Below are 25,350 nucleotides of genomic sequence, written 5' to 3' on the forward strand. Positions count from 1 at the left end.
CTTCGGCAGCTCCTACACAAGCATCAATAGTCCGAGCCGCCGTAGCGACTGCCAAATCGACTCAGCGATCAGGCAGGGTGATGTTGAGTTCCAGAATCGAGCAACTGCCCTGGCTTTCCAGTGCAACATGTACGTCGTCGTTGCCGATGTTGACGTACTTGCGGATCACGTCGACCAGTTCCTTCTGCAAGGCTGGCAAGTAATCCGGCGTGCTGCGCTGGCCGCGCTCATGCGCCACGATGATCTGTAGACGCTCTTTCGCTACCGAGGCGGTACTTGGCTTTTTGTTGGCACGAAAGAAGTCAAAAAGGTTCATTACCTACCTCCAAACAGGCGCTCGAAGAATCCCTTCTTCTCGACATCGAGGAAACGGTGGGCTTTTTCTTTGCCCAACAGGCGGTCGACGGTATCGCTGTAAGCCTGACCGGCATCGCTCTGGTCGTCGAGAATCACCGGGACGCCCTGGTTGGATGCTTTAAGCACCGCCTGGGATTCCGGGATCACGCCGAGCAGGGTTACCGAGAGGATTTCCTTGACGTCTTCAACGCCCAGCATCTCGCCCTTTTCAACACGCTCTGGATGGTAGCGAGTGATCAGCAGGTGTTCCTTGATCGGGTCTTCGCCACGTTCGGCGCGACGCGATTTGCTCGCCAGCAGGCCGAGCATGCGGTCCGAATCTCGTACCGAGGACACTTCCGGGTTGGTCACGACGATCGCTTCATCAGCGAAGTACATGGCCAGGTGTGCACCTTTTTCGATGCCGGCCGGGGAGTCGCAGACGACGAACTCGAATTGTTCCTTGAGCTCCATCAGGACTTTTTCCACGCCTTCGACAGTCAGCGCGTCTTTGTCGCGGGTCTGACTGGCGGCCAGTACGTAGAGGTTTTCCAGGCGCTTGTCTTTGATCAGCGCTTGTTGCAGGTTGGCTTCGCCGTTGACCACGTTGACGAAGTCATACACCACGCGGCGCTCGCAACCCATGATCAGGTCAAGGTTACGCAAGCCCACGTCGAAGTCGACGATCACTGTTTTGTGGCCGCGCAGAGCGAGGCCGGTACCGATAGCGGCGCTGGTGGTGGTCTTACCCACACCACCCTTGCCGGATGTAACCACGAGAATCTTGGCCAAGGTGTTTCACCCCTAAGGAAGAAGGACTTTTTAGCCCCTGAAAAACATCTCTTGAAAACTACTGCAGTCGGACAGCCTTGGCTGGAATTCGGCGTTGAGCCTTTTTCCTACTTCGTTTGAGCCGTTTTCGCTACGTTTTAGAGATGCTTGGAAAATGCGGCAGTATCCGTTAAAGCCGAATGATGTTCAACACGTCGCCCGACAGGCTGACCTGTACGCCCGAGCCCCACATCGGGTCGCGGCGCAAATCTTCGGAAACCTTGTAATGACCGGCGATGGAGATCAGTTCAGCGCTCAATTGCTGACAGAAAATCCGTGCCTTGGTGTCACCCTTCACGCCGGCCAGCGCCCGACCACGCATCGGGCCGTATACATGGATGTTGCCATCGGCGAGAAGTTCCGCCCCCGGACTGACCGAAGACACCACGACCAAATCGCCACCCTGCGCATATATCTGTTGGCCACCACGTACTGGCGTGGTGATGACGCGGGTCGGTTTGACCGTTGGCTCCGGCGGTTTTTCCGGTTTCTTTTTGACTTCGGCTTCCGCTGTTTCCAACGGCCGCTCACGGGCGCCGGACGGCGGCAGCACCGGAATATCGATGGCGATGGCGGCGGCGATGTCTTCGATGCGGCTGGCGCGAATTGCCAGGGTGCGCAGGCCATGTTGACGGCAGACGCGCATCAGGCCCGGCAGATCGACGGCGCCTTCGCTCGGCGGCAGTTTGTCCAGCGCCAGAACCAGCGGCGCGTTGCTGAAGAAGTTCGGCGCCTGGGCAACTTTGGCGGCCAATTGCCGATCGAGGCTTTCGAGGTCGTTACGGGCCAGTTCCAGCACAGTAATGGCCAGCATGCTGCCCTTGAGCTGGAATACGGGATCTTGGTCTAACGGTTCGGTTTGGCTCATGTCGGCATACAACGGCTTGTCACTAAAAGTGCCGAGACTTATAACGAGAACGCCCGCAGGCCGCAAGCCGGGTCGAACGATGTAGAATGCGCGGCCACTGTATTTACGGAAGCTTTAATGGATCGCCCGCGTTTTCGAAAAGCATTTTTATCGCCACGCTTCTGGCCGCTCTGGTGCGGTCTGGGGCTTTTGTGGCTGATCGTGCAGTTGCCGTATCCGGCCTTGCTGACCATCGGTCGAGTTTTGGGCGCCTTGATGTATCGCGTGGCCGGCGACCGGCGGCGCATTGCCAAGCGCAATCTTGAGCTGTGCTTCCCGGAAAAATCCGCCGCCGAGCGCAAACGCCTGCTCAAGGAAAATTTTGCCTCCACCGGCATCGCTTTTTTTGAAATGGCCATGAGCTGGTGGTGGTCGCGTGAACGTCTGGCCAAGCTGGCCCACGTTGAAGGCCTGGAGCATTTGCAAAAGGCCCAGCGCGAAGGCAAAGGCGTGATTCTGATGGCCGCGCATTTCACCACGCTGGAAATCGGCGCGGCGCTGCTCGGCCAGCAGCACACCATCGACGGCATGTACCGCGAACACAAGAATCCGTTGTTTGACTATGTTCAGCGTCAGGGCCGCGAGCGGCACAACCTCGATTCGCTGGCAGTGGAGCGTGACGACGTGCGCGGCATGCTCAAGTTGCTGCGCTCCGGTCGCGCGATCTGGTACGCACCGGATCAGGACTACGGCGCCAAACAAAGCATCTTCGTGCCGTTGTTCGGCATTCAGGCAGCGACCGTGACGGCGACGACGAAATTCGCCCGTCTGGGCAAGGCGCTGGTCGTGCCGTTCACGCAGGAGCGTCTGGCTGACGGTAGCGGTTATCGCTTGGTGATTCATCCGCCGCTGGAAGACTTCCCAGGCGAAACCGAAGAAGCCGACTGCATCCGCATCAATCAGTGGGTCGAGAGCGCCTTGCGTGCCTGCCCTGAGCAGTATCTGTGGGCGCATCGACGCTTCAAGAGCCGCCCACCGGGCGAGCCGAAGTTGTACGCCAAACGCGGTTGATTGACCCACCCCTATAAGCACCATGGAGCGTTGCGATGAGCCCAGCTGAACCGGTCACAGGTTTGATTCTTTCCGGCGGCGGGGCTCGGGCGGCGTATCAGGTTGGGGTTCTGGCGGCGATTGCCGAATTGCTGCCGTTGGGCGCGGACAATCCGTTTCCGGTGATCGTCGGCACCTCGGCCGGGGCGATCAATGCGGTCAGCCTGGCCAGTGGTGCCACGGACTTTCGCGCCGCCATCGAACGCCTCACCTTGTTCTGGCAGGGCTTTCGCAGCCATCGCGTGCTGCGCAGTGACTGGCCCGGCGTTATCCGTCAGGCCAGCCGCTTTGTCAGTCACAGCCTGCTCGGCCTCGGTCGGCAACTGCCGGTGGCGCTGCTCAACAGTTCGCCGCTGCGCGAACTGCTCAATGAAAAACTGCACATGCCCGGTATCGCCGAATCGATCGCGCGCAAGCAATTGCATGCCGTGGCGGTAACTGCGTTCGGCTATGAGTCGGGGCAAGCGGTGACGTTCTATCAGGGCGGCGGCAAGATCGATTCATGGCTGCGCCATCGACGTATTGGTGTGCCGACGCCACTGTCGGTGGATCACTTGCTGGCCAGTTCGGCGATTCCGTTGTTGTTCGCGCCGGTGAAAATCGGTGATGAATATTTCGGTGATGGCGCGGTGCGGCAATCGGCGCCGATCAGCCCGGCGCTGCATTTAGGGGCGAGCCGGGTGCTCGTGGTCGGTGTCAGCGGCAACCCGCGCGGGTTTGATCCGCAGCAGCCGCTGGAGCGCGCCTACACCGGGCAACAACCGACGCTGGCGCAGATTGGCGGGCACATGCTCAACAGCACGTTCATTGACAGCCTGGAGAGCGACATCGAGTTGCTCCAGCGTCTCAACCAGTTCAGCCACTTGATGCCTGCCGGCACGCCGACGCGCGAGTTGGGTGTGGCACCGGTGGAGGTGCTGGTGATTTCGCCGAGTCAGCCGATCGATGAGATCGCGGCGCGGCATCGCCAGGAATTGCCGGCAGCGTTGCGTTTGTTTCTGCGCGGGCCGGGGGCGACCAAGACCAGTGGGGCAGGGGTGTTGAGTTATCTGCTGTTCGAGGCGGGGTATTGCAGCGAGTTGATTGATCTGGGACGGCGCGATGCGTTGGCCAAGCGCGAGGAGTTGTGCCGGTTTTTGGGATTGCCATTTTAAAGCAAAAGATCGCAGCCTTCGGCAGCTCCTACATTGGAATGCGCTATCCCTGTAGGAGCTGGCGAAGCCTGCGATCTTTTGATTTTTATCAGAAGTGGAACTTCACCAGGAAGCTCGTGGTGCTCTGATTGGTCTTGAACGCACCGGTGTCGTCGATGCCGTACTTGTCTTTCCAGTAGTCGTATTCAACACCGACATACAACTGCTTCTCGCCGAAACTCAGCGCCTTGCCCAGGTCGTATTTGACCTGTGGGTTGAAGTGCAGGTTGGCGTGGTAATCGCCTTTGGAGTTGGAGTCGTTGTCGGTGACCCAGTCCATGAAGCCGTCGATCAGGATGTCCGACTTGCCGACCGGGATGGTGTAGGACCAGACCGGAGTGATCTGCCAGACGTTGTCACCGGCGCGAGCACCTTGGGTGTGACGCTGGTAGAAGTTCAACTGGAAGTAGTCGAAGCCCGGGATTGCCAGGTCGAAGCCTGGACCGATCAGGTACGACTCGGTATCGCCTTCGCCGAACTCGTAAGTCATCGCCACCAGAACGTCTTTGATCGGACCGAACTCGATCTTCTGGTCGAGCACTTTGCCCAGCGAGATGCGCGGGCTGAACTCACCGTAGTAGGTGTTCGGACCGTTGCTGAAGTCCTTGCCACCGTTGTAGAAGATCTTGTCGAGGAAGAAGAAGTTATCCCCGTACTTCCACGCATCGGCGTGCTCGAAGGTGACGGTCTGCTGGATGCGCGGGTTGACCTGGAAGTCCTTGCCATACAGGTAGGTCAGGCTGTTGTTCTGCCACTGCAGCAGGCCTTCGGCCATGGCCTGGCCGCCGGCCAACATCGATCCCGCGAGTATCAGGCTGGTGCACATACGTTTCATTCGGTTGCTCCCAAAGTAGGTGTTCCACGTTATTTTTTTTAAGATCGGCGCTCTGGTGTGGCGCCTTTTTTCGTTGCTGCAAAAGTCATCCGATCGGTCAGCTTCGTTGCTGTTAGCAAGAGCCGAGCCAAGGCTTTCGAAAAGCAAAAAAACACCCGCTCGGCTGCTGAAAAACAGTCGATTGAGTGTGTTTTCGGGATGCCTCGGTACTGACCGGGCCGGGATAAGTTGGCTTTTCGGTCAGGAATTAAATTCGGGCTTTTTTTTAGACCGAATTCAAGAGGCCGCGGAGAATACTGACTCAACGGCCAGGTCTCAAGTGCCCCGCAACAGAGCACCGACGACAGGTATGGGGCACGGTTGCGGGCCATCTTAAAAGTGCACCTTGACCAGCAGGCTGGCGGTGTTCTGGTTGGTGTCGAAGTTGTGGGTGTTTTCGACGCCGTATTTATTTTTCCAATAGCTGTATTCGGTGCCGACATACAGTTGCTTGTGGCTCCAGCCCAAGGCTTTGCCCAAGTCATATTTGATCTGCGGATTGATGTGCAGGTTGGCGTGGTAGGTGCCGCGCGAGTTCTCATCGTTGTCGACCACCCAATCGAGGTAGCCGTCGATCAGCACATCGGAATTGCCCAGGGGAAAGCTGTAGGACCAGCCGGGGGTGATCTGCCAGACGCCGTCACCGGGGCGTGGGCCTTCGGTCTGGCGGCGGAAGATGTTCAGGGTTACGTAGTTGAAGCCGGGCACCTTGAGGTCGAAGCCGGGGCCGATCAGATAGGCCTCGCTGTCGCCTTCGCCGTATTCGTAAGTCATCGCCAGCAGGACGTCTTTGATCGGGCCGAACTCGAGCTTCTGGTCGAAGATCTTGCCGAACGAGAGGCGCGGGGTGAATTCACCGTAGAACGCGTGCGGGCCTTTGTTCGCGTCTTCCTTGCCGTTGTAGAAGATCTTGTCGACGAACAGGAAGTTGTCGCCGTATTTCCACTTGTCGGCGTGCTCGAAGGTCAGCGTCTGCTGGATCGACGGGTTGATCGCGAAGTTCTTGCCGTACAGGTAGCTGAGGCTGTTGGTTTGCCACAGCAGCAGATCGCCGGCCATGGCCTGACTCGCGGCCAGCAGGCCGCCACTCAACAGAACGTTGGTTTGCGTGCGAATCATCTGTTGCTCCCTCTTGTTTTTATTGTTTGAGGCGCAGAGCTGTTGCGCGCCCTTGTAGGAGTGAGCCTGCTCGCGATAGCGGTGAATCAGTCAACGAATCTGTTGAATCTGATAACGACATCGCGAGCAGGCTCACTCCTACAGGGGGATAGCGTTTTTCAGTTAATGCTGGTGTGCGTGGCAATCGTTAATGGCCGCACGCTCTTTGCCGCCGAGAATGTTGAACAGCAGGTTCAGCGTCAGCGCGCTGAGCGTGGCCATGGCGATGCCGCTGTGGGTAATCGGGCTCATCCACATCGGCAAATGCGCAAAAAACTCCGGACGCACCACCGGGATCAGGCCCATGCCGATGCTCACCGCCACCAGCAACTGGTTGCGACGGTCACCGATGTCGGCTTCCTGGAGAATCTTGATCCCGGTCGCGGCGACCATGCCGAACATCGCAATTGCTGCGCCGCCGAGTACCGCCGGAGGAATCGACGCCACCAGAAACGCTGCTTTCGGCAGCAGGCTCAACACGATCAGCAAGCCACCGGCAACGATGGTCACCGAACGGCAGCGCACGCCGGTCATCTGCACTAGACCGATGTTCTGCGCGAAAGAGGAGTGGGTAAACGTGTTGAAGAAACCAGCGACAAACGAGGCGCCGGCATCACACAGCAAGCCGCGACGTAGCATGCGCGGGCAGACTTCCTGGCCGGTGATCTTGCCCAGCGCGAGGAACATCCCGGTGGATTCTACAAAGATGATGACGACTACCAGACACATCGACAGGATCGGTGCCAGTTCGAATTTCGGCATGCCGAAATGCAGCGGAGTGACGAACTGAACCCATGGCGCGTTGGCCATGCCGCTCAGGTCGACCATGCCAATCGCGCCGCACAGGATGTAGCCGAAGCACATGCCGATCAGTACGGAAATGTTGACCCAGAAACCGCGCATGAAGCGGTGCACCAGCAGAATAGTGCCCAACACCAATGCGGCGATGGCCAGATAAATCGGTGAGCCGAATTGCGCAGCGGCAGCGCCACCACCGGCCCAGTTCACGGCCACGGGGAACAGCGACAAACCGATCGAGGTGATGACCGTGCCGGTCACCAGCGGCGGGAAAAAGCGCACGACCTTGGACATGAACGGCGCAATGAGCATGCCGAAGAAACCGGCAGCGATCGTCGCACCGAAGATGCCTTGCAGACCGATACCGGGCATGCCGGCCATGGCGACCATGCTGCCGACTGCAGCAAAACTGGCACCCATCATCACCGGCATGCGAATGCCCATCGGGCCGATGCCCATGGACTGGACGATGGTGGCGATACCGGCGACCAGCAGGTCGGCGTTGATCAGGAAGGCAATTTCTTCACGACTCAGGCCAGCGGCCTGTCCAATGATCAGCGGCACCGCGATGGCACCGCCGTACATCAGCAGAACATGTTGCAAACCGACCAGGATCAGTTGCAAAAGGGGCAATCGCTGAATGGCGGGTGCGTCGGGGATGCGCGCTTTGGACAGCTCGGACATGCAACACCTCGGATCTTTTTATTCTTGTGATTAACAGCTGCCGGGTTGCTCACAGCTGTTTATTTGCATCAGGTAAAAACCGCGTTGCGGCGAATCGCTGGCAAGCCAGCTCCCACACAGGCAGTGCAAAACCCTGTGGGAGCTGGCTTGCCAGCGATGCTTTTACTGCTTAGTTGGTCTGTGCTCCCTGGGCGATCCATGCACCGATCAGGTCACGTTCCTGCTGGGTCATCTGCGTGATGTTGCCCAGTGGCATGATCTGCGTGGTGATGGCTTGCGCCTGGATGCGTGCCGCGTTCTGACGGATCTGCTCAGGGGTGTCGAGCATCACACCCGCCGGAGCTGCGCTGAACAACGGACTGGTTGGTTTGGCCGAGTGGCAAACCGCGCAACGTTCTTGAATCACGTTGTGCACTTTGTCAAAGGCCGGACCTGCGTTGGAGGCTTGCGCCGGTGCTGCGGCAGGAGCTGCCGGAGCAGCAGGTGCCGCCGCTTCAGCCGGTTTCAAGCCACCGCCCAATGCCGTTTCCGGCAGCGGTTGGTACTCGATTTTCGCTGGCGCCTTGGCCACTTCCGGCGCGGTCGACATCGGCATTGGGCCGGTGACGTACGCCAGACTGATCATGCCCACCGCTGCCACTGGCAGGGTCCAGGCAAACTTGTGGCTGTCATGACGGGTGTTGAAGTAGTGACGCACCAACACCGCCAACACCGCGATCCCGGCCAGGATCAACCAGTTGTACTGGCTGCCGTAGGTGCTCGGGAAGTGGTTGCTGATCATGATGAACAGCACCGGCAGGGTGAAGTAGTTGTTGTGACGCGAACGCAGCAAGCCTTTGGCTGGCAGCGCCGGATCCGGCGTGCGGTTTTCGGCAATAGCTGCGACCAGTGCGCGTTGCGCCGGCATGATGATGCGGAACACGTTACCGACCATGATGGTGCCGATGATCGCGCCGACATGCAGATACGCACCACGACCGCTGAACACTTTGCTGAAGCCATACGCCGCGCCGATGATCAGCACGAACAGAATGAAACCGAGCAGAGCAGGGCGTTTGCCCAGGGCCGAGTCGCACAGGAAGGAGTAGATGAACCAGCCGATAAACAGCGAGCCGATACCGATGGCCACGCCTTCAGGGCCGCTCAGGGTGCTGCCCGGAGCCAGCAGGTAGAGCGTTGGATTGGAGTAGAACACCACGCACAGCAGCGCGATACCCGACATCCAGGTGAAGTAGGCTTCCCATTTGAACCAGTGCAGGTTTTCCGGCATCGCCGGCGGGGCCAGTTTGTATTTTTCCAGGTGATAGATACCGCCACCGTGGATCGCCCACAGGTCACCGGCCAGACCGGTTTTCGGGTTGACGCGGTTGAGGTTGTTCTCCAGCCAGACGAAGTAGAACGACGCGCCGATCCAGGCCACGCCAGTAATCATGTGAACCCAGCGCACGCTCAGGTTCAGCCATTCCAACAGATGTGCTTCCACAGTCTTTACCTCTCGCCTGTCACTCTTGTTGTCGAGTGATCAGACCTTCTCTTATTGGTGGGGGGCGAGGATCAAACGCTCATCCTCTTTGAAAAAATGCTCATCGCAGTTATTGCCTGTGCCACTGCGATCAACCACCAGGAAGTCATCCCGCTTTTCGATCGTCAGCACCGGATGGTGCCAAACGCCGCGATGGTAATTAATGCCCTGCCTGCCGTTGGTGACGAAGGCGCGGACCAAGCCTGATACAGGTTCATCGCCAAGTGGCGCGACCACGATCAGAAAGGGGTTGCCGAGCAGCGGAATGAAAGCCTGGCTGCCCAGCGGATGGCGTTCCAGCATGCAAACGGTCAGCGGCATGTCCTGCGCGTCGGCGCGGAAAATGCTGATGATCGCGTTGTCCTCAGGCTGAGCGGTTTCGACCGTCGCCAGTTTATGGAAGCGCATGGTCGAACCGTTGTTGATCATGAAGTGATCGCTGCCGTCGGTTTCGATGACGTCACCGAAAGGGGCGAAGGCTTCTTTGGTCAGCGGTTCAATCTGTAGTGTGCGCATGCTGTTCTTCTTTTCGTTGAGTGATCGTTCCCACGCTCCGCGTGGGAATGCAGCCCGTGACGCTCCGCGTCACATCCAGAGTGGACGCAGAGCGTCCAGTGATGCATTCCCACGCAAAGCGTGGGAACGATCATTGCGTTGTTATTTAGCGACCTTGCCGAGAACGCGCAGGCGGCTCACACCACCATCCGGGAACACGTTCAGGCGGATGTGAGTGATCGGGCCCAGTGCCTTGATCTGCTCGACGAAGGTGTGTTCGGCGTGCATCTCCAGCTTCTGGCTTGGCAGCAGTTCACGCCAGAACAGCGATTGGGTTTCGATCTGGCTGTCAGTACCGCCCTTGACGAACGCGCCCTGGATCGAGCAAGTGTCTGGGTAGTTGCCTTTGAAGTGCAGGGTGTCGACGACGATCTTCTCGATCTCGCCCGGGTGACCCAGCGCGACGATCACCCAGTCATTGCCCGGCGTGCGACGACGTGCAGTTTCCCAGCCGTCGCCCATGTTGATGCCACGGCCCGGGTTGAGGATGTTGCTCATGCGGCCGAAGTGTTCGTCGGAGCAGGCGAGGGCGCGGCCACCATTGAGGGCTGCTGCCAGATCGACTTGCTCGTTGTCGCCAACCGCTGACCAGTCGCGGAACGGAATGCCGTACACGCGCAGACGGGCGACACCGCCGTCCGGGTAGATGTTGAAGCGCAGGTGGCTGAACGCTTGGTCGTTGCTGATTTCGTGGTAGTGGTGGCTGTTGCCCTGCAGCTCGACGGCCGACAGCACTTCAGTCCACTGGGTGTTTTCATCAGGCTCGCCCGACGCCAGGAAGCACGCTTCCAGAGAGGCCGATGGCGGGAAGTTGCCGGTGAAGAATGAAGTGTCGATGTCCACGCCTTTGATCGAGCCCGGTACGCCCAGACGGATCACGGCGCTGTCGAAGCCTTCGAAGCGCTTGCGGCGCGATTCCCAGCCGTCCATCCACTTGCCGTTGTCATCGAACACGCCCTCCTTCCATACGGCCGGGGTCGGTTGGAACAGACGATTGGCGTCTGCGAACCAGTCATCGGTGACCGAGATGATTTTGGTGCCCAGACGGGCATCGGCCAGGTTGACGAATTTTTCGAAAGGTACGGCGTAAGCTTTCATTCTTCTTGTCTGCCTTTAAAAAAGTGGCTGGGGATGCTTGCAAGACCCTGGGTGCTCTCCGCGTCTGATGCACTCGGGTCAGGCTTCGCTAAAGAGTCAGTAAACGGAACAGGGCGATCTTGTTGATCTCCGCCAGCGCGCATTTGAACTCGGTGTCGACCGAATTGTGAATACGCGTTTCGAACGCCGCGAGGATCTGATGCCGGTTGCTGCCTTTTACCGCCATGATGAAGGGAAACTTGAACTTGGCTTTGTAGGCGTCGTTCAGCTCGGTGAAGCGCTGGAACTCTTCGGCCGTGCATTGGTGAATACCGGCGCCAGCCTGTTCATTGGTGCTGGCTTCGGTCAGTTGGCCCTGGACGGCAGCTTTGCCGGCCAGGTCCGGGTGAGCGTTGATCAGCGCAAGCTGGCTGGCGTGATCGGCGCTCAACAGGATGTCGCTCATGCGCTGGTGCAGGGTTTCGATCTCGTCGATCGAGGCATCTGCGCCCAGGTCGTAGGCCTTCTCGGCCACCCATGGCGAATGTTCGTAGATGTCGGCAAAAGCTTTGACGAAGGCGTCGCGGCTCAGGCTCGACGGTTGCAGGGTTTGAAAGCGGCTCATTTGGCGGCCCCTTGGTACGGGTGGGTTTCGTGCCAGTGACGCGCGATGTCGACGCGACGGCTGAACCACACCTGTTCATGACTTTTGGCGTATTCGATAAAGCGTTTGAGCGACGCGAGGCGACCCGGACGGCCGATCAGGCGGCAGTGCAGACCGATCGAGAGCATCTTCGGTGCTTCAGCGCCTTCGGCATAGAGCACGTCGAACGCGTCTTTGAGGTATTCGAAGAAGTCGTCACCCTTGTTGAAACCCTGCACTTGGGTGAAGCGCATGTCGTTGGTGTCGAGGGTGTACGGGATCACCAGATGCGGTTTGCCGGTCGGGTTGTTCGGTTCCCAGTAGGGCAGGTCGTCGTCGTAGGTGTCGCAGTCGTAGAGGAAACCACCTTCTTCCATGACCAGGCGACGAGTGTTCGGGCCGGTGCGGCCGGTGTACCAACCCAGTGGGCGCTCGCCGGTGATTTCGGTGAGGACGCGGATCGCTTCGAGCATGTGCTCGCGTTCCTGCGCTTCGTCCATGTACTGGTAGTCGATCCAGCGGTAGCCGTGGCTGCAAATCTCGTGGCCGGCATCGACCATCGCACGGATCACATCCGGGTGGCGCTGAGCGGCCATGGCCACCGCGAAAATGGTCAGCGGAATATCGAATTCCTTGAACAGTTTCAGGATCCGCCAGACGCCGGCACGGCTGCCATACTCGTAAAGCGATTCCATGCTCATGTTGCGCGCGCCTTGCAGCGGCTGAGCGGCAACCATTTCGGAGAGGAAGGCTTCGGACTCTTTATCGCCATGCAAAATGTTGCGCTCGCCGCCTTCTTCGTAATTGAGTACGAAGGACAGGGCGATGCGGGCATTGCCCGGCCAGTGTGGGTGAGGAGGGTTACTGCCGTAACCGATCAGGTCGCGTGGGTAGTCAGCGCTCACTGCAGTCTTCCTTCTTATTCGTTGACAGATTGGTGTGGCGGCCTGGCGGTGAATTAACAGGCTGGCGTCACAGCGATGGGCTGATTGTATACAACTTTATTCGCAATTTGTAAGCCTGAATTTTCGCATTTTTCACCGACTGTCATCTTTTCCTGCTATTGGCGTGAGCCTGCAAGAAACCTGCCTGACCAGTCAGCTAATGGATAGGAGGTGCAATGAATTGGCGTGTTGCTGGCAGAACGCGAGGAAACCCCCGAATGGCGGGGGTGATGTGAAAAATGTCGTTTTTATTGTGTACAATTTTTTTGAAAAGTGTCTTAATCAATCGCTCGCCGCAGCTTTTCGTGCTCCGAATCGGTGCGGTCTCCTTTTTATCTGACTTCGGGAGGCGCGAGGTCTGACTGCTCCATGCAGGCAGGCGCGCAGAATCAATGGGACGTTTGACTACACACGTTTTGGACGCTGCACACGGTTGCCCGGGCAGTTCGATCAAGGTCGAGCTGTACCGCGTTGAAGGATCGCACCTGGAATTGGTCGCCAGTGCCGTCACCAACAGCGATGGCCGGGTCGATGCACCGCTGCTGCAAGGCGATGATTATCGTACCGGCGTTTATCAGGTTCAGTTCCATGCGGGCGATTACTACCGCGCCCGTGGCGTTCAGTTGCCGGAACCGGCATTCCTCGACGTGGTTGTGCTGCGCTTCGGCATCTCTGCCGAACAGGATCACTACCATGTGCCATTGCTGATTTCGCCGTACAGCTATTCCACGTACCGGGGCAGCTGACCCCCAAGCAGCTGCCCCCACCGGGAAGCGACTGCGCATATAGCTTCTTTGGTCTTTCGCCCGCTCACACTGCGGGCTTTTTTTATGCCTGTATTTTGTGCATGGCCGCGCGCCCCGGAGAACTCTGGAGCGCGCGGCTTCGCGTTCGGGTAAGCATTAACGATAAGGTTATTCAGCTGTGTCGGCTGACGACAAGGTTGTATTCGTGAGTGGGGAGAGGCTCGTTGGTGCCCAGCAAAAAAATGATCCTGTTCGTGTGCAAGTGTTCCATCAGGTCGTTGTTGATATGGGCGTCCATGTTGTCGACAAAGACTCTTTTTTTGAGCCAGGCAATTGGATCTGGGAGAAAAACAGTTTTGTTCTGAATCCTGTCCATGAACATGATGAAGATATGCTCAACACCCGTTCGCTTGATCAATAAGGCGTTCCCCTGGTTGGCGCCGAAATCATGGGCAATGTAGTAGCCGTGTGCGCTGAGAAGATCTTTGAACAGTGTCCGCGTTGTTCGCCGACCTCTTTGATGTTGTGAACCGGATAACAGCTTCGGATTGAAGTCGATTCTGTGCAGACCTTCAGCGGAAGGGAGCGGCATACGCGTGTAGTCATTTACGTCGGCTGCAAGCGGCGAGAGAAGCATTAGCGGGTCGCTCAAGTCTTGACGAACGACTCGGTTATCGCCCACGAACTTAGAACGATTTTCCCAGTACTTGAAAGTCTCGACCAATGCACTGATCCCGGACCCGCTCAGTTTATTGGAGTGACTGGCCCGATTGAACATCTCCCGTGCGGTTTCGCTTGCGGAGTGATCAGAAAGGAAGGGGAACTGATCGCTGACATATTGAGTGAGGCTTTTTTCAAATGGCCGACTCCCTGCAATTTTCCATGCTTCACTGCCTTGCGCCGTCCTGTCCGCCGACTTCACCACCCCCCGGGGTTGTAACTCAGGATTGGTCAGCAGTAATTGTTCAAAAGCATCGAAACGATAAGCAGAGAACTGAGGAGGCTTGATGAAGGCAAAACCGTCAACGGCGTGGGTCGCCTGGTCAAGCAGCGCAAAGTGCTTGCCGCCGATTTCCACGGAGTCGCCGGCTGGCGGTTTCGTTGTTCCCCAGGCTTTCCATAGTTCACTGATGCCCATGAGTACGAAGGGATCGAGAGGATCACTGTCTTCTGACAGTCGAGGGCGCTTGCTTGGGCTGGGGCCGGGCTTTTCTGGCTGAGTGAGGTGGCGAGAACTGCCTGGCTGCGGATCCTGCTGCGTATTTGCGAAGGCCTGCAACTTGCGGCGCCAGACGAATTGCCCAGGGATCTGCTCGAACGTGATATCCGGCACATTGGTCGTTGTTGCAGACGCCAGTTTGTATTCGCCTTGTTCATTCCTGCGAACCAGGATGGTGCCGTCGGCGATATCGATATAGGTTCTCCCGCGCGGTCCTTTGCGGATGCCGTCCGGGGAACCTTGCGCTGCAGGAAGAAGCGCCGCCAGGTGCGGGTCGACGAAAGGAATCGCGTGTGACGGTTCGTTAATCCGTTGCGCCGATCGCTTCCTCTGTCTGGATTGAGCCGTGTACCACTGGGCCTCGACTCGCCACAGTGGCAAACCGTCGATTTTTTTCAGGATCGGTGGTGTCACGCCCGGCGCTGCTGGCCAGGGAATCTGATAGTCCCCGGTTGTGTTGCGTTCAACCCGGTAATGACGGCCGTCTTCCAGGTGCGCGTAAGTCTGACCGCCCGGGGCCACGAATAACCCGTCGATGGTTTCGTGCGGTTGTAGCAGATGGGTTTGTAAAACCGGCAGGGATATCTCGGCCAGTCTGGCATTGGCTTCGGTGATCACCGGGTCCGTGATGTGACTCACCACGACATGTGGGTAATCAGTTACTTCGCTGCCAGATGGAGCGGAAATGGATGGCCCCGGCAGTCGATTCGTACCTGGCGCAAAAATGTTGGAGCCGCCAGGATTCGTTCCGCTGCCATTGCCAGCGTTAGACCTGTTGGTCGTCGAGGTATCGGGCAACGCAGGGCGAATGGTGGTCTTTGTGGGTCTGGTCATTCAACTTTCTCTGAGCGATTCATGGTGCATTCCTCTCTGTTCTGCTCAATCACTGGTCTTTGAAAATGAACAGCGTTGTTTGCCCCAGAACATCTGTCTGTGTTCCACCCAGCAGATAGCTGATCTTTTTATCTTTGCTGTAAGCCGACAGAGGCTTTGGTTCGCTGCTGGATGTTTGCACCACGACCTCACTGCGCTCGAAACGCTCAGGCTGAAATCGCTGCAACCTCCCGTTAATAAGAGGAGGCAGTTTCAGCACAAATACGTGGTCGATTTTCTCCCGGTAAAAGAGCAATTCGTTCTCGGCAAGCGTGTTTGTCGAGTGGTTCAGCACGTACCCGTTATCCTCCAGAAGCTGACTGAACAGCTTGCGCAAATTCGGCCCGGTTGGCGCCGTGGCGTACTCGTTCCAATGCCGGGAGAAGCGTCCGGGGTCAAAATCCAGTCGCATCAAGCCTTCACCCAGTGAGGAGGGAATCGCCAGGGTTTCTTCCGGTCCGTAAAGAGGCCGTAACATCAGTAACGGGTCAGCCAGTTCTCGACGCGGCGCTGTGTGCTGATCCCTGTTGGCCCAGTAACGAAACACTTGATTCATGAGCGCCAAACCGGGGGCAATGATGATTTCAGATCGGTTTGCCTGATTGAACATGGCTCGGGCGAGTGAGTTGACCGATTGATCCGACAGGTATTTGAAGGTTCTGGAAATGTATTGAGTGAGCGGCATCTCAAAAGGCACGACACTGTCCAGCACTGTCCATTGGTTGTTCTGTTTAACCGCCCACTTGGGCTGCAACGACGGGTTTTCCCGCAGCATGTATTCGAAGGTGTCGTACAAGACGGGTGAGAACAACGGATGTTGCAGATAGACCAGTCGCGGGTTGGCACTCATGTCCTGTTGCATCACCCGGTAATACTGCCCGTCTATCTCGATATGATGGCCCACCTGTGGACGGACACTCTGTCCCCAGTTTCGCCATAACCCGAAACTCAAGTTGATCGCCTCGGGATTGGCGGACAGCAAGCTATCGGTCAGCGCTTCGCTGGCATCTGTACCTTCTTCCTGATGCAGACGCTTGCCCGGGACGGCCATGGGCTCCGGCGTATCGGTTGAGGCTTTGCGTTTTTCCTGTAGCGAACGCTCCGGTTCAGAACCGGTTTTGCGGCGCCACAGTCGCGTCCCGGGAATCTGTTCGAACAATAATGCGGAGGCATCGCGCACGGTCGCAGAGCTTTGCTGATACTCACCGTTGGCGTTTTTTCGCACCATGACGGTTCCTTCGGCCGTATCGATGTAGGTTTTGCGGTGCTTGTCGTAGCGGATTCCGTCTGGCGTCTGCCGGGAGGGGGAGAGCAGGGCCGCTGCATCGGGTGCCAGGTAGGTTGGCTGTTCCGCAGCAAGACTCTCGGCGGCTGCATTTCGCCGGTCACTTTCCGAGTTGTGCGCCAGCCAACCCGGCCGTTCGAACGTCCAGACGGGCTGGCGTTCTGTTCTGATCAAGAAGGGGCCAGGCAGACGCGGGGAGAAATTGAAGGGAATCTGATAGCGGCCATCGTGCTGCATCTCGACCAGCAGATGGCCTTCATTCTCGACACGGGCATATAACTTGCCATCCGGACTGGTGAACAGACCGCTGTCGTGATCCAGCCGTTGTAGCAGATGGGCTTGATCGGCAGGCCAGGTGATTGCTTGCAGTGCTGAGGCAACTTGCGCTGAGTAGGATGCAGGCATGTCGTTGACCTGCACTGACGGGGGCTGCGCCGAGGCGTCCGGCAGCGCTGCGGGGAGTGTTGTGGTTGCCGGTAGTCGGGGAGATGTGTTTGCCATATTTGGGCGAGCATCGGGCGCAGTGACCCCGGCCACGCGCTTCGGTGGTTTGACCATTGATTTGAACTCGGTGTATGGAACAAGAGGTTTTATTGAGGCTTGTCCACAAAAATCTGCGGACAAGTTGCGGAGATGCCGGGTTGTGTATTCACCCTTCTCTAACAATGAACAGGGTCGAGTTATCGGGGGAAATCTGTTGTTTGCCGCCCACCAGATAAATCACTTTGTAACTTTTGAGATGTTCGGCCAGCGCCTGTCTGTCCGCTTCGCTGAGTCTTCTCTGGAACTGCGGGCTGGCAATTTCGGAGCCGACAACGGAGTAACGAGGTACAGGCGTCTGCGTAACAGGGGTCAACTTCAATACGAAAACAGCAGCGACGCCTTCTCGGTGAAAAATCATGACGTCTTCGCCACTTGGATGCGGGTGTCTGTTCGGGTTGATGCTGTAACCGCTGAGGCCAAGAATTCTTCCGAATACGTCGCGCGTGCTTGAAACACTCGACGTCGAATCCAGTTGCTGGACGTCGAAGTCCAGACGCTGCAAACGGCTCGAAACAGGCGCCGGCAAAGCGAGCAGCCCTCCGGCGTATTGGTCATTGTGCCGGGCGGGCAAAATGGGCAGTAGCATCAAGGGGTCTGAAAAACTGGGGTGGGGCGAGGTGTTGTTGACTCTGTCGGTCCAGTGGCGGAGCGTCAGCGTCAATGCTGAAAGTCCACCGGCATCAATCCCTTGAGGCGTGGACACACGCTCAAATACAGCTCTGGCGAGGTTATTTGCCGAGCGTTCGGACAGAGAGTTCAGGGCGCTGGATACATATTGCGTTGCCGACATTTCGAACGGCGCGTGGTTGTCCAGAACCTTCCACTGGCCATTGCGTTTCAGCGCCCATTTCGGCTGTATCGAAGGGTCATTGCGCAGCATGTTTTCGAATTCGTCGAAACCTTGAGGTTTAAACCTCGGGTGTTGCAGATAAACCAGATCGGTGTCGGCGCGTAGAACCTGCCTGACCAGCGGATAGTGCAATTTTTCTATTTCTATCGACTCGCCTGTTTCCGGTTTGGTGGTTTTTCCCCAGTTTTTCCACTGTGCTACCGACAGATCCAGTGCAGCCGGCCGCTGGGCTGACAGACGTTCGATCAGCACGCCTGTCGTCGATGCGACGTCGCTTTCCTGGACCGGGTATGGGCGATTGCTCGGACCGGGTAGAGCGTCGGTCGTTTCGGTGGACACTGGGTCGGTTGCGGCTTGAAGGCGGTGTCGCGGCTCGTCGATTTCACGCCACTGTTTTGTCCCCGGAATCTGTTCAACCCATTTACCTGTCGGAGACGCTTCCCCGGCGTGTGTCTGACGCCAGCCATCCGCGGTTTTGCCGACCATGACCATGCCGTCGTGCATTTCGACATACGCTTTCTTGTACTTGTCGTAGCGAAAACCTTCTGCGGTGCCTTCCTGAAGTTTTAGTTGGCTTGCCGATTCGGCATGGATGAACACCGGATGTTGCACACTCGCGCTGGTGGCGGTGCTTGCGGCGGCTGCCTGCTGGCTTTCGCTGAAGTGCAGGGATACCCAATCGGCGGCACGTGATGAACCTGAGCTCTCAGGGAAGTGGTGGACGGTGATTGTGGGGCGCGGGGAAGTCACGTCCGCCAAGGGGTGGATAGTGACCGTTTGGGGTGACGTTACTGCCGGTAAGGCAGTTGAAGACGCGCCGGCTGCGCCAGGCACATTGTCGCCGCCTGGGCCAGGATGAATGATTTCCCCGGCCGTAGCTCCGAGAGGATTGCCTGACAGTTCGACGGGGGTTGCGGACGCGTCGGGCGAAAGCGTACGCGGAATTTTCTTCGGTGGCTTGGCCATTGAATGACTCCTTTGGATTGTTTATCCAGTCGTTTGCATCGGGGTGGGGAGCCATGGTCGGGAAAAGATCATCCGGATGTGCGGTACATATGTAATGTCCTGCCAGCATTTGCCGCAGGATGTTGCGCAATCCGTCGGATGTGTAAAAAACTCTCATCGACGCGCTGCCGACGAGAGTTTCGCATCGGCCTTTACCGCTCTCTGAAAATGAACACGGTTTCGGGATTCGACTGCACCCTCAATACGCCACCGATCAGCCACACCACTTTGTTCTGTGCCGTGGCGGTTGTCAGGGCTTGCAACGCGTCGGTGCCAATCCTGGCCGGCAAGCTCGGGTCTGCCAGCTCATTGCCTGGGGTGTGGGAAAAGCCGACATGTTCCACTGCGCCCAGTTTCAGGAAATAGATCTGGTCATGGGAGTTGCGCCGGAAAACCAGAGTGGGCATGCGATGCTCATAAGTCAGAGGAAAGACGTCGTAGCCGCTGCGTACCAGCAAGGCGCCAATCAGACGCCTGAGGTTCAGATCTGTCGGATAGGTTTTGTAGTGATTCCATTCGACGGGAAAACGTGTTGGATCGAAATTGAGCCGTTGCAGCTCGCCGTCGACCTGGGAGGGCATCCGGATGATTTTTTTTCCGTCGCGATCAATGGAGGGTGCCACCTTCAGCATGTTTAGCGGGTCGGCGTACGCTGGTGTCGTGGGAAACGGCCGTTGCTTCCACTGATGCAAGACGGCCTGAATATTGATCAGTCCGGTGCCGGTAATCACAGGTGAGTTGTCCGCGAGTTCAAACAATCTCTTGGCGACGGCATGTGCAGTGGCATCAGAAAAGTCGGGAAATGCCTTGGCAACCGACCGCGATATCGGTTCATTAAAAAAACGTTTACCGGGGTTTATTTCTCCCGGATCGTTACCTAGGCGAAACGTTGCAACGGGCTGCAACAAGGGCGCTGTATAGAGCATTTGGTCGAACGCCTCGAAGCCTGCAGGCGTAAAGTCTGGATGTTGGACAAAGTAGACTTTGGGTGTGCGGTTGGAGCCGACAGGCACAATCGGATAATGAAACCAGCCGAGTTGCACGGACTCCACCAGCGGTGGTTTGTTCAGATGGCCCCACGGTAGCCAGAAAAGCGGTGTTTGCTCGGTCGGGGCGCTCGCGTCAAGGCGCATTGGCAGAACTGGATCTACAGGTGCGTCGAGCCGTGGTCGTTTGCTTGGGCCTGGTTGCGCTTCGTCCGGTTCGGCAATCGGTCGAGACGTGCCGGCAACAGGGTTTTCTTTGGTGGGTGAGTTCCGGCTCTTGCGGCGCCAGAGTACTGTTCCGGGAATCTGTTCAAAAAAAATATCGGGAGATTCCCTGCTCGTCGGCGAGGCCAGTTGATACTCACCTTGTTGGTTTTTACGGACCATGACCGTGCCTTCTGCCGTATCGACGAAGGTATGGTTGAGCTTGTTGTAACGCAGTGCATGCGCTGAAAGCTCTGCACGGGTCAGCGTATTTGCGTCTTCGGGCGCAAGGTAGGAGAGGGGGGGCGGGGTGACAGGTGTTTCGGTCCGAGACGCTGTCGATTGCCAGCCAGGGCGCTGGATAAGCCAACTGGACTGGCCTTCTGTCCTGGTCAGTACTGGCCCGGGAACACCGGGCGCAAATGTCAGAGGAACGTAATAATTGCCCTGCAAATCCCGTTCGACGACGAACCGGCCTTCGCTGCCGATTTGTGCGTAGGTCCGCTGATCCGGTCCGGTGAACAAGCCGGTATTTTCTCCAATCGGCGTCAGTTCGTGCAATCGGTCCTGAGGCCAGGCAATTGCACTGCGGGCGGTCCTGTAAGTGTCGGGTATTTCGTTGACGATGACGGCGGGCGGTCGATGGGTGGAGGTGCCACTGGCGTGTGCCCCGCTGGTTGAATCGACGCCAGACAATGGGGTGTCGGGCAAGGTTGGGGTGACGCGGGTACCCGAGCCTGACTGCGCAGGTCTTGTTGTAACAGTTGTATCGGCTGGTGCTGTCACCGGAACTTTCTTGGGTGGTTTCGCCATGTGAAATTACTCATTGAGGGATGATGCGTAACGCACGAAAGTGCCTCGCCGCATTTTTCAGGTGCACTCGTCTGCATCCCGGAAAATCCAGGTTGGGAAAACGATGGAGAGGTTCGATGACTTACACTTCGGTGCGCGCGCGTGTTTTCGGGTTTGCCTGATGTACGGCGTGCAAAGTTGCAGGCCTATGCATCAAGGGCGGCGGCGTGAAGAGGGTGAGATCTTGATGGTTACAGCGGATCGAACACTGAGTCGGCGAGCTTCAACTTATCTACTTTGCTTTTGGTTTTTTTGCTCGTTGTTTCATCAGTGCTGTGTTTGCGATCAATGGTCGAAGCATTGTGCTCATCGCTTTCAAAGCGCATATCTGTGATGACGACGGCGTCAGTAATTTTTGCTGTTGCCAATGACGCTTTGCGTACGGTGGTGGCCATCTGAACTTCCTTGTTCTGGCAGGTTTTTGTCAGGCGAGGCGTGATAATACGATCGATTTTTGAACGCTGTATATCAACGGGTTGTTGCTGTGTATTGCGCGCGGCGGGTGCTGCTGGAAAACGCAGCCTGAAAACAATAAACCGGCCCGAGGGCCGGTTTATTCAGGCGCTGACGTCGTTTGGCCAGTGGTCAATTATCGGGCAGTGACAGTGGCGGCACCCGCTTTGACTTATGGTTGCAACGATTGAAAATTTCCAGCTGCGAATAAGTTATTTGCCGAGATTTGTTACTGTCCAGAATCCATTTACGGTTCGCCAGGTTGTACTTCAACCTGCCTCGAGTACCGTCGCTCAATGCAATATTGCGCACGTACAGTTCGCGTTGAGCAAGCGCGGAAAATTCCTCGGGCAAATCTTCCATCGTAGGCGGTTCAAAATATCTGGCGTCGAGGCTGTCGATATAAACCCGGTCGAAAGTCAGGTCTACGGTATGTATCACGCCTTTTGGTCCGATGACAAAAATCTGATCAATCAGATCGTCAGGACCGTACTGCGGTAGATGCAGGGTGACCGTTCCGATGTACAGCTGATTGCCGGACAATACGATCTTGAAATCTTTGATTTGCGTCGCATCGATTTGCCAGGTGGATGAGTTGTTCAACCGAACTTTGGCAGTTGCCAGGCCGCCCGGCGTCGAAATCCGTATCACCCTGTTTTCGCGCAAATGCATCGTATAGGTGGCACCTGCACCCGCAAAGTTTTCGATTGCAGTTTGTTCGGTTAAAGGCAAGAACCTGACACAGGAAGAAACGTGATCCAGTTTCTCCGTGAGGGATACGGGTAATTCGAAAACCGCTTTGTCGTGGGTTCTCAGCGGGAAACGCAAGTCATGACTGGTCAGTGTATTGGCGACAACGCTGTGTTTGTAGTGTGCCGGAGGTACGGCGTACTCTTTCTCCAGGATCAGCGTATGGGATTTTCCATCGCGAAATACCAGCTGATAGCCATGGGTAGAGACGCTGGCTGCGAGGTTTTTCAGGGCAGCATCGAGTGTTGTTTCTGAATACTGGCCGACGCCGGCGATCTGCAACAGGCTCTTGCCGAAGTAGAACAGAAAATCACACGAGACATTGACCTTGTCTTTGTCCGCCGCTTCGTTCATCAAAATGGCGGGGGTGGTGGCAAAAGCAACATGTGCACTGGTCATTTCGGCATAGTCGTAATCAAGAAAGATGCGCGTGCCGTAATTGGAATCGGCGGAGCTGCCGGTTATGAATTGAGTGTGCAGGTTGTAGCGCTGAACGTAATAGTGGGTGTTTTGTCGGGTGGGTACATTGCACACTGTTGCGTGGACAAAGGTCGTTGGTTCAGGGCGTCCCCCTTTGGTTTTTTCTGTGTGTATCTTGACGGGATGGTCGTGTTCGATTGTTTTGGGCAGATCCGGTTTCAGGTGATATCCATCGCGAGTAATGATTATTAATTTGTCATTGTGCAAAACCCGACGCCCGTCGGTTTTTTTGTACACGTTATCGATGACTATTTTGCTTCGGCGACCGTAATGAAAGTCGAAGCTCACTTCGATGGAAAGACGGCATCTGTCCACCTCCCATTTCTCGATCTGGTCCATTCGCCAGCCCAGCGATATCTTGCTTTCGTCTACGCCATCTTCCGAGATGAGAACTGAACCCTCCGCCAATTCCACGTGATAAAAATCCACTCCCGATTCACCGAATGCGGTGGCGTTTGCCTTGTACATATAAATCGAGTCGTTACCGGCGCCAGCATTAATGGTGTCTGCGCCTCTTGAGGAAATCACGTTGGGTGCTGCGGTGCCCGTGACAATGCTTCTTCCGTTTTGCAGCGTCTGAACGTTTTCAACGCTTTCGAGTAGTGTCTTGAGCGAGTACGTCTCGCCATCCACTACAGACGCATCCGGGTTCGGCGTATAGATGCGCAAGGTGCCCGCCGCCAGATCGATGGCGTAGCCACGGCCGGTGATCGGATGCGACTGGTTGCCATCCAATATCAAAGTGTCGCTGCCGGCACCGCCGTCGAGTCGGGAAAATTCACTGCTTTCGATATATCTTGCCAGGTCATCCGCCGCATCCTGGGCAGTGAACCTGTCATCTTTGTCGCCCCCCGTGAGATCCTTTATGCCTTCCGTGTAATAAAAGGCATTAGGCTTTTCCGCGACACCGGTGATGGTGTCTTTGCCACTACCGATCAGCCACAAAATGCCTTTGGTTTTCCCCGGCGTTCCCAACACGGCACCAGGGGTTTGAGCCGTTACGCCGTCGCGAGCGTCAATGGTATCGTCAAGACCGACTACTTCAGGGACGTAGTCAATCGGCATGGTTTCGACTCCCCACCAGTGTTTTACGCGCTTGCGTCTTTTCGTCAGGCGGTCTTCATAACGGCCATGCACGACGGCTTCGATGGTGTCCTTCTGCGTCTCGTTGAGTATCTGGCTGGCGCTCGCTTGCATTCGTTTGGCGGTTTCGATTTTGGCTTTGGCCAGTTCGTAACGATTTTTGATGTCCTGGTCTATGTCCTTCAATGGCAGAAAGGAAAACCATCCGGTGCGCCAGCGCTCTTCAACGGTGAGTTCGATGTAGTCATCGATTTCATCCACCATGCGTACGGCACCGTAGACCTGCGATCCTATCGCCATCAGCGCACCCGCCGCGAGGCCGACCGGGCCGGCGAAGGAAAAACCGGCCATGGCGGCACTGCCGAGAATGACGGTCATAGCGGCACTGGCAATGTTCAAACCGCCGCTGACGTAATGATCCATGGCCTCTTTGCCGGTTTTATTGCTGGCGGCGTTGAATTCTCTGACGGCGCTGTAGATATCGAACGGTAATGTCAGTGCACCGCCAATGAGTCCGCCGGAACGACCCAGGCGGATCCCGGCACGGGTTTTGGTGAAGTCGCTCAAGGCGCCACTGCCTGCCTCGATCATGCGCTGGCCGACTTTGGTCACAGCTACGTCGGTGATAATCGAGGCCACCTCGGTGCCGATCCCGATGCCGTTGAAAATGATTTCATCCTGATCATTATTCTTCACGGCATCGTAAATGCCGCGAATTCCCATGAATATGCCAAAAGCCTGAATGCCGACACTGGCGCCGATCATGGAATGGTTCTTGATGATGAGCCAGTCCGGATTGCTGCGCTTGCTTGAATAGACCAAGTGCAAATCGAGGGTCTGCGCCGATTTCAACAGGCGAGCCATTTTTTTCGCGTATCCGCCATCCTCGACACTTGTCCCGATGTCTTCGCTGATGACCGGAAGGGCAGTGGAAGGACGCAGACTGGCGAGTTCGAACAAAAAGGAAGGCAGCAAATAGTCATCACCGAAGGTGGAGACTTTCATGCGCTGTTCGATGGCGGCATAACTGAGTTGCAGGGCGTTGACGAACGATCGACTTGGCCGGCGGAACTGGGTGTTATGACCGGTTAGCGGCTGGCCATCGATGGTCGCTCCCATAGCATCCAGCGCTCGGCGTGTCACTGTGTATGAACCTATTTTGAACGGTCCGAACAGCTCGTCGAGCATCTTGAGCTGACCGGGCTTTCGTTGGCCGGTCGAGGCAGACGTCTTTCCCGCATCATCGGCGCCCGTCGCTTCGAAGTCGATTGTCTCGGCGGTGCGTTCATTGGTTTGCACGCCGATGTCCAACACTTCGAAGGTGTCAAACTGGGCATAGTGGGTTTTAACCGGTATGGGTTTTAACATTGAAACATCCTTGTTCAATATAGTCTGCAGCATGCAGGGCAACGTTGCAGATAGAGATATAACTTCATGTAGTGCGAGTAA

At 56.9% G+C, this 25,350-nt stretch carries 20 protein-coding genes; 3 read left to right on the forward strand and 17 right to left on the reverse strand.

Going from position 1 to position 25,350, the window contains the following annotated elements; translation table 11 throughout:
• Positions 1-61: 61 nt before the first annotated feature.
• The 3 genes from minE to minC all read right to left on the reverse strand — a co-directional run bounded on the left by minE (position 62) and on the right by minC (position 2,035).
• Positions 62-316 carry a cell division topological specificity factor MinE gene (gene minE / locus AC3IUF_RS09060; RefSeq protein ID WP_003223146.1) on the reverse strand — a complete coding sequence of 85 codons (255 nt, stop codon included), beginning with the start codon at positions 314-316 and terminating at the stop codon, positions 62-64.
• On the reverse strand, positions 316-1,128 hold the full coding sequence (gene minD / locus AC3IUF_RS09065) for a septum site-determining protein MinD (protein ID WP_007913953.1): 813 nt from the start codon (positions 1,126-1,128) through the stop codon (positions 316-318). The genes minE and minD overlap by 1 nt, the downstream gene beginning before the upstream one ends.
• Positions 1,129-1,297: 169 nt before the next feature.
• A complete protein-coding gene (gene minC / locus AC3IUF_RS09070) occupies positions 1,298-2,035 on the reverse strand; it encodes a septum site-determining protein MinC (RefSeq protein WP_095114357.1) in 738 nt (245 codons plus the stop codon).
• Between the two features lie 117 nt (positions 2,036-2,152).
• Between minC and AC3IUF_RS09075 the strand changes: the two genes are divergently transcribed.
• Together AC3IUF_RS09075 and AC3IUF_RS09080 are read left to right on the forward strand one after the other, a co-directional pair.
• Positions 2,153-3,085 carry a lipid A biosynthesis lauroyl acyltransferase gene (locus AC3IUF_RS09075; protein ID WP_095114336.1) on the forward strand — a complete coding sequence of 311 codons (933 nt, stop codon included), beginning with the start codon at positions 2,153-2,155 and terminating at the stop codon, positions 3,083-3,085.
• Between the two features lie 35 nt (positions 3,086-3,120).
• Positions 3,121-4,278 carry a patatin-like phospholipase family protein gene (locus AC3IUF_RS09080; protein ID WP_414893416.1) on the forward strand — a complete coding sequence of 386 codons (1,158 nt, stop codon included), beginning with the start codon at positions 3,121-3,123 and terminating at the stop codon, positions 4,276-4,278.
• A gap of 88 nt (positions 4,279-4,366) precedes the next feature.
• Here the strand turns inward: AC3IUF_RS09080 and AC3IUF_RS09085 are convergent, their stop codons facing one another.
• From AC3IUF_RS09085 to puuE, 8 genes are all read right to left on the reverse strand, one after another.
• A complete protein-coding gene (locus AC3IUF_RS09085) occupies positions 4,367-5,152 on the reverse strand; it encodes an outer membrane protein OmpK (protein ID WP_489280896.1) in 786 nt (261 codons plus the stop codon).
• Positions 5,153-5,524: 372 nt separating this feature from the next.
• The gene (locus AC3IUF_RS09090; protein ID WP_123374693.1) at positions 5,525-6,310 is read right to left on the reverse strand and encodes an outer membrane protein OmpK; all 786 of its coding nucleotides are present in this window, start codon (positions 6,308-6,310) and stop codon (positions 5,525-5,527) included.
• A 162-nt stretch (positions 6,311-6,472) separates the two neighbouring features.
• Positions 6,473-7,831, reverse strand: coding sequence for a nucleobase:cation symporter-2 family protein (locus tag AC3IUF_RS09095; protein WP_095114338.1), 1,359 nt, complete (start codon positions 7,829-7,831; stop codon positions 6,473-6,475).
• 169 nt (positions 7,832-8,000) lie between these two features.
• The gene (locus AC3IUF_RS09100) at positions 8,001-9,314 is read right to left on the reverse strand and encodes a urate hydroxylase PuuD (RefSeq protein WP_007913971.1); all 1,314 of its coding nucleotides are present in this window, start codon (positions 9,312-9,314) and stop codon (positions 8,001-8,003) included.
• Between the two features lie 51 nt (positions 9,315-9,365).
• On the reverse strand, positions 9,366-9,869 hold the full coding sequence (locus AC3IUF_RS09105) for an ureidoglycolate lyase (RefSeq protein ID WP_007913973.1): 504 nt from the start codon (positions 9,867-9,869) through the stop codon (positions 9,366-9,368).
• A 141-nt stretch (positions 9,870-10,010) separates the two neighbouring features.
• Positions 10,011-11,006: an allantoicase gene (gene alc / locus AC3IUF_RS09110; RefSeq protein ID WP_007913974.1), complete on the reverse strand. Its 996-nt coding sequence runs from the start codon at positions 11,004-11,006 to the stop codon at positions 10,011-10,013.
• An 88-nt stretch (positions 11,007-11,094) separates the two neighbouring features.
• Complete coding sequence (gene uraD / locus AC3IUF_RS09115) at positions 11,095-11,610, reverse strand: 2-oxo-4-hydroxy-4-carboxy-5-ureidoimidazoline decarboxylase (protein WP_007913979.1); 516 nt, start codon at positions 11,608-11,610, stop codon at positions 11,095-11,097.
• The gene (gene puuE / locus AC3IUF_RS09120) at positions 11,607-12,533 is read right to left on the reverse strand and encodes an allantoinase PuuE (RefSeq protein ID WP_007913981.1); all 927 of its coding nucleotides are present in this window, start codon (positions 12,531-12,533) and stop codon (positions 11,607-11,609) included. The genes uraD and puuE overlap by 4 nt, the downstream gene beginning before the upstream one ends.
• 431 nt (positions 12,534-12,964) lie before the next feature.
• Between puuE and uraH the strand changes: the two genes are divergently transcribed.
• Positions 12,965-13,318, forward strand: coding sequence for a hydroxyisourate hydrolase (gene uraH / locus AC3IUF_RS09125; RefSeq protein WP_007913983.1), 354 nt, complete (start codon positions 12,965-12,967; stop codon positions 13,316-13,318).
• A 172-nt stretch (positions 13,319-13,490) separates the two neighbouring features.
• Here uraH and AC3IUF_RS09130 read toward each other — a convergent pair whose 3' ends face one another.
• The 6 genes from AC3IUF_RS09130 to AC3IUF_RS09155 form a co-directional block, all read right to left on the reverse strand.
• Complete coding sequence (locus AC3IUF_RS09130) at positions 13,491-15,371, reverse strand: hypothetical protein (protein ID WP_489280897.1); 1,881 nt, start codon at positions 15,369-15,371, stop codon at positions 13,491-13,493.
• Between the two features lie 49 nt (positions 15,372-15,420).
• Positions 15,421-17,253, reverse strand: a complete 1,833-nt coding sequence (locus AC3IUF_RS09135; RefSeq protein ID WP_489280898.1) for a hypothetical protein — start codon at positions 17,251-17,253, stop codon at positions 15,421-15,423.
• Between the two features lie 91 nt (positions 17,254-17,344).
• A complete protein-coding gene (locus tag AC3IUF_RS09140) occupies positions 17,345-19,054 on the reverse strand; it encodes a hypothetical protein (RefSeq protein ID WP_489280899.1) in 1,710 nt (569 codons plus the stop codon).
• 191 nt (positions 19,055-19,245) lie between these two features.
• Complete coding sequence (locus AC3IUF_RS09145; protein WP_489280900.1) at positions 19,246-21,096, reverse strand: hypothetical protein; 1,851 nt, start codon at positions 21,094-21,096, stop codon at positions 19,246-19,248.
• Between the two features lie 230 nt (positions 21,097-21,326).
• Positions 21,327-21,530, reverse strand: a complete 204-nt coding sequence (locus AC3IUF_RS09150) for a hypothetical protein (RefSeq protein WP_489280901.1) — start codon at positions 21,528-21,530, stop codon at positions 21,327-21,329.
• Positions 21,531-21,720: 190 nt separating this feature from the next.
• Positions 21,721-25,269: a calcium-binding protein gene (locus AC3IUF_RS09155; protein WP_489280902.1), complete on the reverse strand. Its 3,549-nt coding sequence runs from the start codon at positions 25,267-25,269 to the stop codon at positions 21,721-21,723.
• Between the last annotated feature and the right edge of the window lie 81 nt (positions 25,270-25,350).

The sequence above is a fragment of the Pseudomonas sp. KH_040 genome, assembly GCF_057839305.1.

What these genes read in the sequence shown, in the direction of transcription:
- minE (WP_003223146.1), bottom strand. Translation starts at nt 316, where the DNA reads ATGAACCTTTTTGACTTCTTTCGTGCCAACAAAAAGCCAAGTACCGCC.
- minC (WP_095114357.1), bottom strand. Translation starts at nt 2,035, where the DNA reads ATGAGCCAAACCGAACCGTTAGACCAAGATCCCGTATTCCAGCTCAAG.
- AC3IUF_RS09075 (WP_095114336.1), top strand. Translation starts at nt 2,153, where the DNA reads ATGGATCGCCCGCGTTTTCGAAAAGCATTTTTATCGCCACGCTTCTGG.
- AC3IUF_RS09080 (WP_414893416.1), top strand. Translation starts at nt 3,121, where the DNA reads ATGAGCCCAGCTGAACCGGTCACAGGTTTGATTCTTTCCGGCGGCGGG.
- AC3IUF_RS09085 (WP_489280896.1), bottom strand. Translation starts at nt 5,152, where the DNA reads ATGAAACGTATGTGCACCAGCCTGATACTCGCGGGATCGATGTTGGCC.
- AC3IUF_RS09090 (WP_123374693.1), bottom strand. Translation starts at nt 6,310, where the DNA reads ATGATTCGCACGCAAACCAACGTTCTGTTGAGTGGCGGCCTGCTGGCC.
- AC3IUF_RS09095 (WP_095114338.1), bottom strand. Translation starts at nt 7,831, where the DNA reads ATGTCCGAGCTGTCCAAAGCGCGCATCCCCGACGCACCCGCCATTCAG.
- AC3IUF_RS09105 (WP_007913973.1), bottom strand. Translation starts at nt 9,869, where the DNA reads ATGCGCACACTACAGATTGAACCGCTGACCAAAGAAGCCTTCGCCCCT.
- alc (WP_007913974.1), bottom strand. Translation starts at nt 11,006, where the DNA reads ATGAAAGCTTACGCCGTACCTTTCGAAAAATTCGTCAACCTGGCCGAT.
- uraD (WP_007913979.1), bottom strand. Translation starts at nt 11,610, where the DNA reads ATGAGCCGCTTTCAAACCCTGCAACCGTCGAGCCTGAGCCGCGACGCC.
- uraH (WP_007913983.1), top strand. Translation starts at nt 12,965, where the DNA reads ATGGGACGTTTGACTACACACGTTTTGGACGCTGCACACGGTTGCCCG.
- AC3IUF_RS09130 (WP_489280897.1), bottom strand. Translation starts at nt 15,371, where the DNA reads ATGACCAGACCCACAAAGACCACCATTCGCCCTGCGTTGCCCGATACC.
- AC3IUF_RS09135 (WP_489280898.1), bottom strand. Translation starts at nt 17,253, where the DNA reads ATGGTCAAACCACCGAAGCGCGTGGCCGGGGTCACTGCGCCCGATGCT.
- AC3IUF_RS09140 (WP_489280899.1), bottom strand. Translation starts at nt 19,054, where the DNA reads ATGGCCAAGCCACCGAAGAAAATTCCGCGTACGCTTTCGCCCGACGCG.
- AC3IUF_RS09145 (WP_489280900.1), bottom strand. Translation starts at nt 21,096, where the DNA reads ATGGCGAAACCACCCAAGAAAGTTCCGGTGACAGCACCAGCCGATACA.
- AC3IUF_RS09150 (WP_489280901.1), bottom strand. Translation starts at nt 21,530, where the DNA reads ATGGCCACCACCGTACGCAAAGCGTCATTGGCAACAGCAAAAATTACT.
- AC3IUF_RS09155 (WP_489280902.1), bottom strand. Translation starts at nt 25,269, where the DNA reads ATGTTAAAACCCATACCGGTTAAAACCCACTATGCCCAGTTTGACACC.